Consider the following 16,959-nt stretch of genomic DNA (forward strand, 5'->3'; position numbering starts at 1 on the left):
TGAGATGAAATCCGAACGGCAATCTGCATATCTAATCGAGCGTTCCATAGGGGGCGTTCACCTTGACATCGTTGGCTTGCTCCGTCCCTGGCGTACTGCGACCACGCTCGATGAAGCGTTTTAACAACTCCGACAATCTCGCAACCACATCGGGTTCGTGCTGAGCCATGTTATTGGATTCCTCTGGATCGGTTTGCATATCGTAGAGTTGTGGAGAGGTGGTTTTCCCTTTCGACCAACCACCGCTCCCGTTGCACAAACACAACTTCCAACGCTTATCGCGGATTGCAAATTTCCCTTGAATGCTATGGTGGACGATCGATTCCCGAACCACTGGCGTTTCCTTACCAAGCAGTGTTGGTAAGAAACTTACGCTATCCTCACCGGCGGTATCAGGCAGCTTATGCCCAATGATTTCTGCACATGTCGCGATTACGTCGGTAAGGCAAATCAGTTGATCGCTTTGTGTTCCTGGCTTCACTTTGCCTGGCCAGCGAACGAATAGCGGAACGCGATGCCCTCCATCCCAGATATCCGCCTTGTACCCTCGATAGCGCTCGCTGGCGAAGTGCCCTGCCGCCTCCAACTTTTCGGTATCCGCTGCGGGAGAGCAACCGTTATCCGAAGAGAACAGCACAAGCGTATTGTCCGCGATCCCTTGCTCATCCAGTGCCTTGAGCACATCAGCTACGATGGCATCGGTTTGCATGACAAAGTCCCCGTAGTCACCCAAACCACTTTTACCTCGCCAACGATCGCTTGGTACGATGGGTGTATGGGGCGAGGTGAGAGGAAGATAAAGGAAAAATGGCGACTCCTTGCTCGAAGACGCGATGTGCGATTCGATGAATTGGACCGCTCGCTGTCCCAATCGTGGCAACATATCGACCGTCTCGATCATCTCGATAACACGATCACCCTCGATCAGGGACGACATCGTTCTCGCGTTGGAACAGCCCCAGAATGTATCGAAGCCTCGTGTGATGGGACCACCTAGAATCTTCGCTCCCACAGGGAGTCCGTTTTGTCCCATCGCCTTCCCTCCTTGGACCGTTCGGGCGTCGGACTGAAAACCCAAGTGCCATTTGCCGATGCATGCGGCAACGTATCCATGGCCACTTAACATTGCCCCCAAGGTGAATCGGTCTTCTGCAATAAGAGGTTCGTCATTTCCTCCGTCGAGTACACCTTTCTGCAATCGCGTGCGCCAAGCATACCTACCCGTCAGGAGCCCGTAGCGTGTTGGCGTGCAGACGGATGATCCGCTGTGCGCATCGGTGAATACCATTCCTTGTGTAGCGAGGCGATCCAAGTTGGGTGTTTGGATCTTTCCTCTCTGCGGATTGAGGCATTGCACGTCGCCGTATCCCAGATCATCAGCCAGGATCAATACGATGTTCGGATGCTGTAATTCCGTTGCTATGGCGATGTTGTAAGAGAACGCTGCGAACACAATCAATGCGAGCCATAGCTTGACCGTTCTCTTCATCACTGCCCCACACTTGCCGTAACAACTCGTCGTTTGTTCCTCGTTTCCGAGCCTGGCATTCTATCATCCTCCCAGCATGCTGTTCCCTATTGCGCTGCCGGAATCCCCCGTGCAGTACCGTTTCGCGTTGGACTTCTCTCGATCGGACCGAGGAACACACCAAGAGCGTGAAGAGAGCATTATGCGCGTTTTGACGGGACACGCTTCGAGAACGTGCAAGAAAACGTCATGTCGCTCCTATAAGCTGTGTTTCCACTGCGAATCTCACCTCTCCTACCTGCCAGCGACAACGAGTCATGAAACGAAGAAATTTTTTGTCAGGGACGGCGTCTGCCTGTGCTGCGAGCGCTGTATTTCCAACTTTTGCTAGTGGTAAGGAAGGGAAATCCGCGAATAGCAAAGTGAATGTGGCCTTCATAGGTTCAGGAGGCTGGATCGCACAACAACCTTACAAACAAGGCTGCAGCGACGAGAACTTGGTCGCGTTTTGCGATGTGGACAGCGATCATTGCGCCGAGAATTTAAAAAGTTGGCGTACCACACAACCTTTCTTTGAAGACTTTCGGGTCATGTTCGACAAGATGGGGAAGGAGATCGATGCGGTCGTCGTATCGACGCCCGACCATACGCATTTTCCCGCAACGTTGGCAGCGATGGAACGGGGGATTCATGTCTACACGCAAAAACCCCTCACGCACAACATTTGGCAAGCCCGTACTTTGGTCAAGGCAAAAGAACGTTACCAAGTCGTAACTCAGATGGGGAATCAAGGACATGCAGGGGATGGAATTCGTCAGTCGGTGGAGGCGTACCGCGCCGGACTTATTGGTGAAGTCTCCCAAGTCTTTTGTCGCAACAGCGGCCCGCAAATGGGTGGTCAGCACTTTGCAAACCCTTCGACGATGCCCCCTCCGTCGGCACCCATTCCCAAGGGGCTTGCTTGGGATTTGTGGTTAGGCCCCGTCGCAGAGCGTCCCTTCAGCAGTGAGTACCACCCACTGAAGTGGCGATCGTTTTATGACTTCGGTCTCGGCATGCTCGGCGATTGGGGCTGCCATACACTCGACACGCCCGTATGGGCCCTCGACTTGGACCCTCCAACCGCAGTCGAGTGTTTAGATCGAAAGGATTCGCTCGACGGAGTGATCCCATCGGGAAGTCATATTCGTTTCCATTTCCCCGCCAAGGATCGGCGCGGTCCGGTAACACTCGATTGGTTTGACGGGCCTCAAGATTGGAAGAATGTGGGGCGAATCGACAAGTTCGGGGCGGAGAATGCAACCCACAAGGGACAGGCCTGCTGGATGGTGGGAAGCAAGGGATTATTAGGGTGCGGAACCCATGCAGGAGTGCCGACCCTCGCCGACGAAGAACTGCATCAAACTTGGTTAAAGAACCCACCCACGTCGACGATTGCTCGAGTCGCAGGAGGACCGTTTCGCGAATGGCTAAGAGCGATCAAAGGGGAAGGCCCCGAGCCAGGTTCTCATTTTTCTTATGGCGCCAAACTCACGGAGATCGTCCTACTTGGAGTGCTCGCCCAACGGTTCAATACTCGCATCGAGTGGGACGCAAAATCAGGGAAAATCACGAATCATCCCGAGTTGAATGCGTTCGTTAAAGAACCAGCCCGCGCGGGGTGGCAGTATGGCGAACAACTTTGGTCCTAACCCCTGCGATTCACGCACTCCCGTTCCTCCCTTCACCACGCGATGCGACCTCTCTATGAAACCGATCTCGAATTCCCTCATCGTCTTTCCTCTCCTGGTGTCGTGGTTTGGTTCGCTCAACGCATTTGTTTTGGGTGAAGATAAAGTCTGGACAGATCCTGTTGTCGCTTGGAAAGAGGACCCTGACTTCCGTGTTCAAGGAGAATACGCAAGCGATGCGATGGGAGCTCAAGTCGTAGCGCTCGGGGACGGAAAGTTTGATGTTCATGTTCTGCCGGGTGGACTCCCCAGCGCGGGATGGGAGCCAGGCAAAGATCGAATCAAACTCTCCGTACAAATTGACGGAAACGAATTGCGGCGATTGGATTCCATCAGTGGGTTTACCCTGAAATGGAATGGCAAACAATGGCTCGTGACGCCCCCAAATGGCGTCGAACATTCCCTCGCGCGAGTGGAGCGAAGCAGTCCGACACTAGGCAAAGCGCCACCTCCCGACGCAGTCGTGTTGTTCGACGGCACATCGACAGACGCATGGTTGGGTGGCCAAATGAAGAATGGTTTGCTCCATGCCACGGGAACAACGACGAAAAGGACATTTGGAAACTACCATCTGCACCTTGAGTTTCGGACTCCGTACAAGCCGTTTGCTCGCGGTCAGAAGCGGGGAAATAGCGGCGTCTACCACAGCGGTCGTTGGGAGACTCAGATTCTGGATTCGTTTGGTCTTGAACCTCAGGACAACGAGTGCGGCGGTATCTATTCCATTGCGAAACCGCGATGGAACATGTGCTTCCCCCCGTTGGCTTGGCAAACGTACGACGTGGATTTTCAAGCCTCGAAATGGGATGCATCGGGTAAGCGGACGGCATGGCCACGCATCACCGTGCGTCTCAACGGGGTCATCATCCACGACGATGTGGAGTTGAAAAAGGATTTCACGACTTCGGCACCTGAAACCGCTCCCTTGACAGGACCTCTCGGCCCCATTTTCCTCCAGGAACACGGTAACCCCGTCGAATTTCGTAACATATGGATCGTGCAGTAGATTTGGACAAACGTCTGGACCAGCACTCCGGTAGTGCCTGACTCGCGGATCCGGCATTCCCCTACTTGGATAGCACCTCCCTCTCTGTGAAGTTCATCATGAATCGCTTCTTCGTCTTCATCGGTGCATTGGTTTGCTCGATAACATCGATCCATGCCGCCGAGCCAGTTGCCGACAAGCCGAATATCGTCTTTTTCCTGGTGGACGATTTAGGTCAGCGGGATCTCGGATGTTACGGTAGCACGTTTTACGAAACGCCTCATCTAGATCGTTTGGCCAAGGAAGGGATGCTCTTCACGGACGCTTATGCAGCTTGCCCCGTTTGTTCGCCGACGCGCGCCAGCATCTTGACCGGTCAATGGCCTCAGCGCACCGGGATTACCGATTACATTGGGGCTCCGTTGCGCCCCAACGATTGGAAACGCAACACGAAACAACTCCCTGCACCTTATTCGGATCGTCTGGATCTCTCATCACCCACATTGGCAAAATCGCTGAAGGGAGCTGGCTATGCTACCTTCTTCGCCGGCAAGTGGCATTTAGGTCCTGAAGGCTGGTGGCCGGAAGACCAAGGCTTCGATATCAATCGCGGTGGCATCGATCGAGGGGGGCCCTACGGGGGCAACAAGTATTTTTCACCCTATGGTAATCCTCGATTGTCCGATGGGCCTGAGGGGGAGCATTTGCCAGATCGGTTGGCGACGGAGACGGCGAGCTTCATCGAGGCCAACAAAGACCGCCCCTTCTTGGCGTACTTCTCCTTCTATTCGGTCCATACCCCTTTGATGGCTCGGGAGGATCTCAAAACAAAGTACGAAGACAAACGCAAACGACTGGGGCTTGAGGAAAAGTGGGGCCGCGAATTCGAGAGAGATGTCCGGTTGGTTCAAGACCATGCGGTCTATGCCGCGATGGTCGAAGCGATGGACCAAGCTGTCGGCAAGGTTCTGACCAAACTCGATGAGTTGGGTTTGCGAGACAATACGCTCGTCATCTTCACCAGTGATAACGGGGGACTCTCGACGAGTGAGGGGTGGCCTACCTCCAACTCCCCGCTCCGAGGAGGGAAGGGCTGGCTCTATGAAGGTGGTATCCGTGAACCGTTATTGATCCGCTGGCCTACGAGGATTCAACCGGGGAGTGTGAACACAACCCCGGTGAGCAGCCCGGACTTTTTGCCCACTTTGTTGGAGGTCGCCGGAGCCCAGCCCGAAGAGAACCAGATTCTCGATGGCTCCAGTCTCGTCCCCTTGTTCCGTGGCGAGACGATGCCGAAGCGCTCGCTCTATTGGCATTACCCGCATTATGGCAATCAAGGAGGTGCACCGGGTGCAGCCATGCGCCATGAAAACTGGAAGCTCATCGAGTGGTTCGAAGACGGGCGCACCGAGTTGTTTGATCTTTCGAAAGACATCGGGGAGCAAGTCGATCTCGCGGGGCAGGAGCCCGTGAAAGCGGCCCAGATGCTGCAGGAATTGCGCATGTGGCAGAAGGGTGTTGGTGCAAAGCATTCGATTCCCAATCCCGCCTACGATCCCAGCAAACCCAACGGACGAGCTGCCAAACGCCCAGATCCACAATCGAAACGTTAGGTGGGAAATGAGGATGGCGGTGGTGGGTGGTGGGACAAGGTTGACGGGGGTGACGGGGGTGACGAGGTTGACGAGGGTGACGGGGGTGACGGGGGTGACAGACGGGAAATAGCGATGTAATGTATTGGTCGAAGGAGACCACCAACTATGCCCGAATTGTTGGATCCGCATGGCGGCTTTCGCCGACTGCATACATTTACGCTCGCGACCATTATTCAATTGGAGACGCTTCGATTCTGTCGGCGGTTCTTCTCGCATGATTACCGGGAATTGGAAGCGAAGTTTTATGATCCCAAAGGCAGACAGTACGATCAAATGACGCAGGCCGCTCGAAGCGGCCGCCAGAATATAATCGAGGGATCTGAAAGGTCCTCGACATCAAAAGATACGGAAATGAAGCTCACCGATGTCGCTCGAGCCAGCCTTAGCGAGTTACGGGGCGACTTTGAGATATTTATTCTTGATCACGGGGATCTCCCATGGTCGGCTTACACGTCTGATGCGAAGGCGATCAACGCGATTTCGTTAGACGATCCCGTTTTCGCGAAAGATGTCGTTCACGAATCGGCGAAACATGCCCGGCTACAACGACGAAAGTATGCAGACTGGCTCGACTCCAACGATCCGGTGGTTGTTGCAAATGCCATGCTCGTCATTATTGGCCGAGCTCTCAATATGCTGAAGAGCCAGATCGAGTCGCAGGGCAAAGCCTTTGAGAAGTCGGGAGGGTTCCAGGAGCGACTGACGGCGCGTCGTATCGCGGCACGCGATGGCCAACATGGCGGGAACGCCCCCCCGCAGTGTCCGAATTGCACCCGACCCATGAGGCGAAGAAATTCATCGCGAGGTCCCTTTTGGGGCTGCTCTCAATTCCCAACCTGCAAAGGGACTCTCCCTGCCTAACCCCCGTTGTTCCACCCCGTCAACCTTGTCAACCTTGTCAACCTCGTCCCCCCGCCCCTTTCTCACCCAATTCACCGTCCCATCATTTGTTCGGCACTTGGACGCATCGGAATCCGACGTGATTGCTAGTCGAGCGGATTTCTCCTTTTCCTCGCGTACCTAGCAGATAGCGATTGCAGTAAGAATCGCTGCACAAGAACGAGCCACCCCGATGAACGCGTTTCTGTTGGCCGGGTTCCTGCGGGTCAAACGAGTCTTCAGGACCCAATGGGTTCACGGCGACCTTCCCGGTCGCCTTGAGAGTGCTGTAGTAATCCTCGCGGTACCAATCGCCAATCCATTCCCATACGTTCCCGCTCATGTCGTACAGGCCGTATGCGTTCGGCTCGTATTGCTTGACCGGCGCGATTCCAGCAAAGCCATCTGAAGCGGCATCACCGTCCCGAACGGGAAACGCGCCTTGGTAGTAGTTCGCGAAGTAGCGATCTTGGACGCGCGCCGCGTTTCCCCACGGATACAGATCACCTGCTTTTCCACCGCGCGCGGCGAACTCCCACTCCGCTTCGGTAGGGAGTCGCTTTCCAGCCCATTTCGCATAGGCCTCGGCATCTTCGAACGCGATATGCACGACTGGATACGCGTCGAGCCCATCGAGGTTGGACTCCGGCCCAAGGGGATGCTTCCAGCAAGCGCCGGGAACATATTTCCACCACTGCAGGAATTGGTCCAAAGGAACGGTCCCGTCCGTGGGCTGAAAGACCGCAGAACCCGCGACGAGCAACTCCTCCGGGACTCCCGGCAGTTCCTCGGGCGTTGGCTTTCGTTCTGCAATGGTGACGTAACCGGTCGCGTCGACGAAGGCGCGAAACTGCGCGTTGGTCACTTCCGTTTCATCCATCCAAAATCCATCGACATAGACGCGGTGGATGGGGACCGTGTCCATCGTGGTCCCAGGCGTTCCACAAAGCGATTCGTTCTTGGATTCACACCCCATGGAGAACTCGCCCCCTGGTATCCAACGCATCCCCGTGGGAGCAGTATCGGGAGCTGGGTCCGCATTCTCAATCGTAGGAAAAAAGGAGGCGGCTTGTATGGCCTCTAGTTGGTCTCGCTGGCGCACCATTTTGCTCCCCCCGCCTTCGTTCGGTGCATCACCTTGTTCAGGGCCCATCCGCGATGGAAAAGCAAAGTAGGCGATCAAACCTAGCCCCACTCCCCCCCCGGAAACGATCCCCCATCGCAAAAAGGTAGAAACCCCGTTTGTCTTGCGAGAAGAGTTCGACTGGGACGAAGAAGGGGATTTGGTTGGCATCGCGAGGGTTCCAGAGAGGTTGGGTTATCGTTCCGCGCTGGTTCCTGGAGGGATCAGAACCGCTGCTGCGAAAGTTGGTTGGAGATTTCGAAGGCGATCTCGAGAGCTTGCTCGTAGTTCAATCGCGGATCGAGTTGAGTTTGGTATGCCGACTCGAGATCGGATTCTGTCAGCCCGCGTGAACCTCCGACGCATTCGGTGACATCTTCGCCGGTCAGCTCCAAGTGAGCGCCTCCCAGCGTGGAGCCGCAAGCTCGGTGGATTGCAAACGAAAGACGCAGTTCATCCACAATGTCGTCGAAGCGACGGGTCTTGCGACCGCCGGCGGTGCTCACGGTATTACCGTGCATCGGATCGCACACCCAAAGAACGGTTTTTTGTTCCCGAAGCACCGCATCGATCAGCGGTGGGAGTTGGGATTCAATTTTGTTCCTACCCATGCGGTGGATCAAGGTAAGGCGCCCCGGTTTGTTTTCCGGGTTAAGCTTGTCGATCATCTCGATCAGCTCTTCCGGTTGGATCGATCCTCCGATTTTCACCGCAACGGGATTTCGAATACCGCGGAAATATTCCAGGTGGGCGCCGCCCAGCTGTCGTGTGCGCTCTCCGATCCATGGAAAGTGGGTCCCCATATTGTAAAAACCGATGCCACGCACACTTTCCCGAGTCAACGCGGTTTCGTAATCCAGATGAAGCGCCTCGTGCGAGGTGTAGAAATCCACTCGCTTCAACTCCGGGGTCGATTCATGCAGGATGGTTTCCATGAAGCGGATGGAGTCCCCGAGGGAGCGAACCAACTCTTTGTACCGCTCCGCAGCCTCTCCCTTCGCCGTGTTGACAAAAAGAAGATTCCAGTTCTCTGGATGATGCAAATCCGCAAAACCACCTTCGCTCAGCGCTCGGACAAAATTGAGGGTCAACGCCGAACGCTCGTATCCGCGAAGCAGCCTCAGCGGGTCAGGTATCCTCGCTTCCGGCGTGAACGAGTATCCATTAACAATATCGCCGCGATAACACGGAAGTGTGACGCCCCCCTGGGACTCGGTATCGCTCGAGCGAGGCTTGGCGTATTGCCCTGCCATCCGTCCGACCCGAATGATCCTCTTGCGAGCCCCAAAAACGATGGCCAAGCTCATCTGCAACAGCAACTTGAGTTTGCTGGCAATCGGCTCGGTTTGGCATTGCTCGAACGTTTCCGCGCAGTCCCCCCCTTGCAAAAGCCAAGCTTGCCCACGCTGTGCCAAGGCGATGTCTTGGTGAAGACGATCGATCTCCCAACTGGTCACCAAGGGTGGCAAGGTTTTGATTTGCTTCACAACCGCAGAAAGTTGACCCGAATCAGGATAAAGCGGTTGTTGTGCGGCCGGAAAATTCTTCCACGAGGTCGGCGACCAAGTTTGAGACATAGGACAAGGAAATGTTGAGGGTGGGCCGAAAGAATCGGCCGGCGGATGAAATTCGAACGAATCTAAGATAAACCCGATCCAGGGTTCTCGTGAGGGCAAATTGTTGCGAGGGCTGAATTTAACGCAGGGGTCGCAACCGGCATCGATTCTTCCACAATCCCTTAGAAAGCTTGACAAGCCGGTGGAACTCCCATAGATTCCCACCGTGCACTTTTGCCGCAAATCATTGCGGCAATTCGAGATAACGTCAATTGACTACGACATATGAAACACCTCCAAGAGATCGCGCGCCGCGTGCGCCGTCCGGAAGAACAACTTCGTTTCCCTAGCGAATTGCTCCTTCAAGGCTACGAACCCAACTATTTGGCGAACTATCGTCCCGATGAGTTGGGGAACATGGATGAACGAACGCTATCGACCTTGAAGCGAACGTTGCAACAATTTGAACGGCTTGAAAACCATCGGAGCAAGGTCATCGCGGCCTTGGAAAAGGATTCGCTTTGGAGCGAAACCATCGCCGAGGTTGTTAACAAGGCGAGTTCGATTGCCGAGATCGACACGACCATCCGTCATATTCGCGCTCGGAAGAATGCCCGCAGCATCGCAGAGAAATGCCCCGCCGCCCAACTGGTCGGGCAGGCCATTTTGACGATGCAGTCCGAGCCTCCTGCCGACTTTCAGGCCTGGGTGGCGCAGACCGCATCGATTCCCGCCGAACAAACCGCGGAGATCATTGAGCAAACCAAGCTCTGGATGACCCACCTGCTGAGCGAGGACCTTCGGCTCATGCGAGAACTGCAACAGTATGTTCTTCGCAAAGGCGGCGCGTCGGTCAAGGTTCTGCCAGAGCCTCCCAAGGGAAGCGACGCGGAAAAGCGCCTCGAAGCATCCGAAGACCATGGCTCCGTTCCAGCCGAAGCCATGAGCACCGGACCGGCGAGTACCAGTACAGCAGGTGCCGGGACTTCAATCTCCGATGCCTCCGGTACCGATGCCTCGAGCAACGAGACAGCTCCGGAATCCACAACGGAGCAACTCCAAGCGTCTGAAAAATCCCACGCAGAGAATTCGGACGGGGCGGAGGCGGCGTCCGCCGAAAACGAGACCGCCGATCTCGAGCCTTCCCTCGATTCGTCGGTCGCTCCCTTGATCGCCGACTTCAATCAGGGCAAGAAACCCTCCAAGCCGATCAAGACCAAGAGTCTTTCCGAAAAGCAGCTTTCTCCTCGACAACGACGTCGGCGTTGGCTTCGGAGCATCCTCGAGTCCTACGCTCGACTCAAGAAACCTGTCGGCAATATCACTCCGTATCAGATCTTGATGCTGGCGCGCGGATTGCGTTCCCAAATCATCCAGCTGAATATCGATTACGACAAGAAACCGCTGGTTCAAATGTGCCGCGAGGCGCTTTGTCCCGGACGGCATCCGATGCACAGCTTCCTCTTAGAAGTCGCCGAGTCCGCCCTGCATACGTTCTTGTTGCCTCGGGTGCATCAAGATGTCATGGCGATCCTGGAAGAGTATGCGAATGAGGAACTAACGGAATCTGCGGTCGCCCACCTGGAATCCTCGTTGCTGCAACGCCCCATTCGCGGGCACCGAATCTTGATGATCGATGCAGTCGGTCCCAAGATGGCTGCCGCAGCAATCGTCGATGCGGAAGGACAGATCGTTTTCACCGGCGAGATTCCTTGCAACAGCAACCGTGCGGATATTGTGGCACAAAACGTTGTCACACTCGGACAATGGGTGCACGAGCATCGGGTGACCCTGATATCCCTGTCGAATGGTCCCGCCCGCCGCTATTTGATCCAGCCTATTGCAGAGTTGTTACGGCAATCGAGCGAAGGGTCGCTGTATTGGACCATGGTCGATCGAGCCGGCGCCGATGGCTACTGCAACTCGCGCATTTGCTTGGTAGAGCTTCCTAGCATCTCCCGCCGTCACCGCGCTGCGGTGTGGTTAGCTCGACGTTTGCAAGATCCGTTGCAACAGGTTCTCAAGGTGGACCCTTCGCGATTGCGACTGGGGTCCTACCAGCGAGAACTACCTCAATCCGAATTAGAATTGGCTCTCCGCGATGCGGTCTCTTCGGCTATTTCGCGATCCGGTCTGGACATATTCACCACGGAACCAGAAGTACTCCAACGGGCGCCGGGGATGAATTTGGCTGCGGCCAAAGCGGTTTCGGCTGCTTGCCGCGAAGATCGAATCACCAATCGCGAATCGCTCTTGGCAGTACTCAAAGAGCATCTGACCGACATGCAGGCTCGCCAGGCAATTGGCTTCCTGCGTGTGTACGGAAGCGATAAGACATTGGACGCCACAACGATCCACCCCGACGACTACCGACTTGCGGAACGGTTGATGGAGCATGCGAGTTTGCCGGCTCCCCCTGCAGCACCGGAAGGTTGGGTTAAACCGAACTACCAAGCCATCGCGGAAGCATCCGCGGCCGCAGACGAGGCATTCGCCAAACAGCAGGCCGAATTCGGAGCATCGCTCGATGCCGAACCCGAACCGTTCGGAATGGAAGCGAATCCGGATTCTGGAGAGCACTCGGAGGAGGCGAATACCTCCGCATCCGAGGAAACAAGCAGCGAAGGTGATTCCACAACGGCTGCCGTTTCCGAAGCTCCCAGCGAAACCGCGGATTCCAACGGGGCCTCCGACGAAGCTCAAGAATTGGACGCTGCCGATGCGTCCACCGTTGGCTCGGCTCCCACCGAAGCCGTCGATACCGAGTCGGCGGCACCTGCCGGTTCGAACGACGAATCCAACACAGCTCCAGCCGGACCTGCGGTCGCCATGCCGCCGATCGAGTCATCCCCTCGCGTTCGCGAAACGCTCGCGATCGACATCGAACGGTTGGCTCGCAGCTGGCAAGTCGGGCGAGAAAAGATGCGAAGGGTGGCGCATTCCTTGCACTCACCGTTCGAAGACGATCGAGAGTACACCTTCCCGGTACCACTCGTCAGCAAATTCCCGAAGCTGGACACTCTCAAGCCAGGGGATATGGTTCAAGCGCTCGTGGTTGGCGTGACCGACTTCGGCGTATTCGTCGATCTGGGCCCCGATTGCAGCGGATTGATTCATATCAGTCGGATCACTCCGAACTACGTCGAGGATCCACATCAGTATGTCCAAATGGGTGACTTGCTCACCGTCTGGGTGCTGAGCATCGACGAAAAACGAAAGCGGGTCGCATTAACGGCCATCCCACCCGGTACACCTTCGCGCCGTGAGCAAGCAGGATCGCAAGGCCGAGCCGAAGAGGGACGGGGTGAACGCCGAGGTACGCCGAATCGCGGGGACAATCGTGCTCGCTCCGACGCGCCACGCGCCGAGGGTGGAGAACGAGGCCGCGGGGACCGACCCGCAGGCGATCGTGGCAGCCCCAGAGGAGGCGGTCGCAACGATCGAGGCACCGGAGGCGCTCCACGCGGAGGTAACGATCGCAATCGAAACGATCGAGGTCGTGGCCGCGATCGCGATTACGAACAAAACTCTGCACCGAGGCGGGCACAGCGAGTCGATCCTCCAAAGCCTGTCACGCCGATCACCGATGCGATGCAACAAGGCAAGGAGCCGCTGCGTTCGTTCTCCGATTTGATGCAGTTCATGAAGAAGTCCAAGCCGGAGTCCGAGATCGTACCAGAGCAAAAAGGAACCGAGCCGACGCCGCCCGCCTCCACGGCTCCTGACTCCAGCGCGACTCCAAGTCAACCTTCGAGCGAGTCGACGCAATCGAGCGATGCACCCAACGGCCCTGTTGCCTAACCCTGAGTGCAATCATGAGCGATTTTGAGGAGCGACTCAAACAAGCCGCAGCGCGCGGTGCCAACCGCGCGAGCCAATCGATGAGCGAAGCGGATCGAAAGAAGGCCGAACAAGAGGTCTTAAAGGGTCTGCACAGCAAGTATCGTCTGGTTCTCTCCGAACGGATCGAACAGGTGATGCGCAAGGTGATCGATCTCTTCCCTGGATTCCGATTCCAAACCGTCTTCGGAGAGTCCGGCTGGGGCGCCGCCTGCATGCGAGACGATTTGGTTTTGCGCAAAGGCCAGAGAGAAAATCGCTATAGCAGATTTGAGATGGCAGTGCGTCCCCTGAACGAGTTCTACGTGCTGGACTTGCAAGCCAAAGGGACAATCGCTAATCGAGAGCTTCTTACCCGCAGCTTCTATCAACCGCTCGGAGAAGTAGACCTGGACAAATTCAAAGAACTCGTCGAGCAATGGTCGCTCGCCTACGCGGAACTCTATACCGCGAATCGTTGATCGAGAGCGTTGAGCTCCACCGGGTGCATGGAACGTACTCACCACGTTGCGCTAACTGTGCCCGTCTTCCTCGGAGGTCCGCAAACCGCCAGTACGACACAGCGCACAAGCGGTCGAGCAGAGCCAGAGGAGTGTCCGCGCGAGTTACGCGGACACTAGGCCATTCATCCGTATGGCGATTAGGCTTCATCCAGGATTTCAACCGCCTTGAACTTCTCACCTTCAAGCATTTGAAGGCTCGCGCCACCGCCGGTGCTGACGTGCGTCACCGTGTCTGCGAATCCAAGCTGCTCGATGGCCGCAGCGCTGTCCCCTCCGCCGATGATGCTCACTGCGTCGCTATCGGCAACCGCCTTGGCCACGGCCACCGTTCCTTGATCGAAAGGAGGCATTTCGAATACGCCCATCGGTCCGTTCCACACGACTGTTTTTGCGGAGCGAACGATCGCAGCAAACATCTCGGCAGACTTAGGACCGATATCGAGCCCTTCCCATCCATCGGGAATCTTTCCCGCCTCGACGACTTGCTTATTGCACTGACTATTGAAATCATCACCGCAGTGGGTATCGACGGGAAGAACCAACTTATTCCCACCTTTGGCGATCAATTCTTTGGCCAACTCGACCTTATCTTTTTCTACCAAGCTCTTGCCGGTCGCTCCACCTTGTGCGAGCGAGAACGTGTAAGCCATCGCACCACCGATGATGACTTTGTCGCAGACGCCGAGCAAGTTGCTAATGACGTTGATCTTATCGCTTACCTTCGCTCCGCCGAGAATCGCGACGAAAGGACGAGCGGGATTTGCGATTGTGTCGCTCAGATATTTGATTTCTTTTTCGACCAAGAATCCAACCACCTTCGGCTTGCTTCCCATGGCTAGAGGGACCGCGACCATCGATGCCTCTTCACGATGGCAAGTGCCAAACGCGTCATTGCAATAGATATCGGCCCAGCCGGCTAGTCTTCCAGCGAACTCCGGATCGCCGGTCTTTTCACCTGGATTGAAACGGACGTTTTCCAAGCAGACGACATCTCCATCCTTCATGTTGGAAATGGCCGCTTCCGCTTCCGGGCCAACTGTATCGCCCGCAAAGACAACCGGCTTTCCGAGCATTTCTGCCAAGCGATCGGCCGCTGGCTTTAACGTGAATTCAGGCTCGGGTCCCTTTCCTTTGGGGCGCCCCAAGTGGCTCATCAACACGAGCTTGCCACCTCGATGGACAACCGATTCGATCGACGGCAGCGCCATACGGATCCGGCGATCATCCGTAATAGCTCCCGAATCGTCCTGCGGGACGTTGAAATCGACTCGCATCAAAACGACTTTGCCTTTGCAGTCTACTGCGGAGATACTCTTTTTTGCCATCGGATTCCCGTTTCTTAGGAGATTGGTACGCGGAGAAGCGAGTATTCTTAAACGGATTGACCGGGCTGTCCAGACGCACCCCGGCCGCCGGTAGGATTCGACATGTCTTCAAATGTTGGAGGATGATCCATATGAAGTTCCGCTTGCTATCGCTCGTGCTTTCAGGTTGGCTTTTCGCGCCCCCAGGACTTGTGGCACAGACCCCTCGCTCCGAATCGGTCCCCGCGGTTATTGGAACATATGACCGTCCTTTTGGGCCGATTCACCAGAGCCGATCGGTAGTCACCGCCAAAAAAGGGATGGCCTGTACGAGCGATCCACGGGCAACCCAGGCGGCCATTGAAATCCTGCGACGCGGTGGTAGTGCCGTAGATGCCGCGATCGCAGCCAATGCCGTTCTCGGAGTCGTCGAACCGATGAGCTGCGGAATCGGCGGAGATCTTTATTCGATTGTCTGGGACTCCCGCTCCGGTTCCGTGCACGGACTCAATGCGAGCGGCCGGAGCCCCCAGGGACTGGATCGAGACGTTTTTCGTTCGAAGAACTTGAAGGAGATCCCTCTCTACGGCCCTCTTTCGTGGAGTGTTCCCGGTTGTGTGGCGGGATGGAGCGATCTGCATCAACGCTTCGGCAAACTCCCCATCGCCGATGTCCTCGCACCTGCCATCCACTTGGCAGAAGAGGGCTTCGCCGTCTCGCCGGTGATTGGAGGGTACTGGTCCCGCGCCGTTTCTAACTTGAAAAAACACGATTCCTCCGCAGCGACCTATCTCCGCGCCGACGGGAAAGCCCCCGAAGTGGGTGAAGTCTTTCGCAACCCCCGACTCGCCGCCAGCTATCGCAAGCTCGCGTCGGAGGGTTGGATGAGCTATTACACAGGCTCGATTGCCGACCAAATCGTCCAATACAGCCGGGAACAAGGCGGATACTTTGCCAAAGAAGATTTCACCCAACATACCAACGAATGGGTCCAACCGGTCTCGACAAACTATCGCGGCTACGACGTTTGGCAGATTCCACCCAACGGGCAGGGCCTGTCGGTTCTTCAGATCCTTAACGTTCTCAAGCGATTCGATATCAAGCAGATGGGCTGGGGCTCACCCCAGTACAGCCACTTGTTCATCGAAGCAAAGAAATTAGCGTATGCGGACCGCGCCAAGTTCTACGCTGACATGGCGTTTGAAAAGGTACCGGTCGACGCATTGAATTCGGACACTTATGCGGAAAAGCAAGCGGCCCGTATCGATCTCCAACATGCAGCGATGCAGGTTCCAGCTGGGGATCCGAAACTCCGAGACGGGGATACCGTTTACCTTTGTGTGGTCGATAGCGATCGCAACTGCTGTTCGCTGATCCAAAGCAACTACCATGGATTCGGAAGCCAAATGGTTCCAGGTGAACTCGGTTTCGCATTGCAAAATCGAGGTAATCTCTTCTCCCTCTCCGCCGATCATGCCAACCGATTGGAACCGGGCAAACGTCCCTTCCACACCATCATCCCATCCATGGTCACCACTGAAAGCAAACCAATCTTTGTCTTTGGTGTGATGGGGGGCGACATGCAACCGCAGGGACAAACGCAAGTTCTTGTGAATTGGATCGATTTTGGAATGAACATTCAAATGGCGGGGGACGCCTCGCGCATCCGTCACGAGGGGAGCGCGACCCCAACAGGTACCCCGGAAGAACCCAAAGGGGGAACCGTGCATGTCGAATCGGGCCTTCCCGCAGAGACGATCGACAAACTCCGAGCGATGGGACATAACGTGGAGTTAAGCCGTACCTCGATGGGTGGCTATCAAGGAATCTTGATCGATCACGAAAAAGGGACACTTCAAGGGGCGACCGAGAGCCGAAACGACGGCCTGTCGCTCGGATTGGATTGAAAGAACGCA

At 56.0% G+C, this 16,959-nt stretch carries 11 protein-coding genes; 7 read left to right on the forward strand and 4 right to left on the reverse strand.

The genetic code is table 11. The features are described 5' to 3' along the window. Window positions 1-31: 31 nt before the first annotated feature. Entirely contained in the window at window positions 32-1,489 is a 1,458-nt protein-coding gene (locus VN12_RS18515) for a sulfatase family protein (RefSeq protein ID WP_146678229.1), read from the reverse strand. 296 nt (window positions 1,490-1,785) lie between these two features. Here VN12_RS18515 and VN12_RS18520 point away from each other — a divergent pair, with 296 nt between their 5' ends. The 4 genes from VN12_RS18520 (at window position 1,786) to VN12_RS26235 (ending at window position 6,699) form a co-directional block, all read left to right on the forward strand. Next, window positions 1,786-3,159, forward strand: a complete 1,374-nt coding sequence (locus VN12_RS18520; RefSeq protein ID WP_146678230.1) for a Gfo/Idh/MocA family protein — start codon at window positions 1,786-1,788, stop codon at window positions 3,157-3,159. 55 nt (window positions 3,160-3,214) lie between these two features. After that, complete coding sequence (locus tag VN12_RS18525) at window positions 3,215-4,204, forward strand: DUF1080 domain-containing protein (RefSeq protein WP_168164494.1); 990 nt, start codon at window positions 3,215-3,217, stop codon at window positions 4,202-4,204. Between the two features lie 98 nt (window positions 4,205-4,302). Next, window positions 4,303-5,796, forward strand: a complete 1,494-nt coding sequence (locus VN12_RS18530; protein ID WP_146678232.1) for a sulfatase — start codon at window positions 4,303-4,305, stop codon at window positions 5,794-5,796. Window positions 5,797-5,943: 147 nt separating this feature from the next. Further along, the gene (locus VN12_RS26235; protein WP_146678233.1) at window positions 5,944-6,699 is read left to right on the forward strand and encodes a four helix bundle suffix domain-containing protein; all 756 of its coding nucleotides are present in this window, start codon (window positions 5,944-5,946) and stop codon (window positions 6,697-6,699) included. Window positions 6,700-6,781: 82 nt separating this feature from the next. Here the strand turns inward: VN12_RS26235 and VN12_RS18545 are convergent, their stop codons facing one another. Further along, a complete protein-coding gene (locus tag VN12_RS18545) occupies window positions 6,782-8,011 on the reverse strand; it encodes a formylglycine-generating enzyme family protein (protein ID WP_205855086.1) in 1,230 nt (409 codons plus the stop codon). Window positions 8,012-8,064: 53 nt separating this feature from the next. Then, window positions 8,065-9,417: a class II 3-deoxy-7-phosphoheptulonate synthase gene (locus VN12_RS18550; protein ID WP_146678234.1), complete on the reverse strand. Its 1,353-nt coding sequence runs from the start codon at window positions 9,415-9,417 to the stop codon at window positions 8,065-8,067. A gap of 264 nt (window positions 9,418-9,681) precedes the next feature. Here VN12_RS18550 and VN12_RS18555 point away from each other — a divergent pair, with 264 nt between their 5' ends. Together VN12_RS18555 and VN12_RS18560 are read left to right on the forward strand one after the other, a co-directional pair. Then, window positions 9,682-13,197: a S1 RNA-binding domain-containing protein gene (locus VN12_RS18555; RefSeq protein ID WP_146678235.1), complete on the forward strand. Its 3,516-nt coding sequence runs from the start codon at window positions 9,682-9,684 to the stop codon at window positions 13,195-13,197. 14 nt (window positions 13,198-13,211) lie between these two features. Next, the gene (locus tag VN12_RS18560) at window positions 13,212-13,697 is read left to right on the forward strand and encodes a hypothetical protein (RefSeq protein ID WP_240491190.1); all 486 of its coding nucleotides are present in this window, start codon (window positions 13,212-13,214) and stop codon (window positions 13,695-13,697) included. A gap of 179 nt (window positions 13,698-13,876) precedes the next feature. Here VN12_RS18560 and VN12_RS18565 read toward each other — a convergent pair whose 3' ends face one another. Beyond that, complete coding sequence (locus VN12_RS18565) at window positions 13,877-15,064, reverse strand: phosphoglycerate kinase (RefSeq protein WP_146678237.1); 1,188 nt, start codon at window positions 15,062-15,064, stop codon at window positions 13,877-13,879. A gap of 131 nt (window positions 15,065-15,195) precedes the next feature. Between VN12_RS18565 and ggt the strand changes: the two genes are divergently transcribed. Continuing rightward, window positions 15,196-16,950 (forward strand): gamma-glutamyltransferase, encoded by a 1,755-nt coding sequence (ggt, locus tag VN12_RS18570; protein WP_146678238.1) that lies wholly within the window; start codon window positions 15,196-15,198, stop codon window positions 16,948-16,950. Window positions 16,951-16,959 lie beyond the last annotated feature (9 nt).

It is taken from the genome of Pirellula sp. SH-Sr6A, from assembly GCF_001610875.1.
In the GTDB taxonomy this organism is placed as follows: domain Bacteria; phylum Planctomycetota; class Planctomycetia; order Pirellulales; family Pirellulaceae; genus JBKCUI01.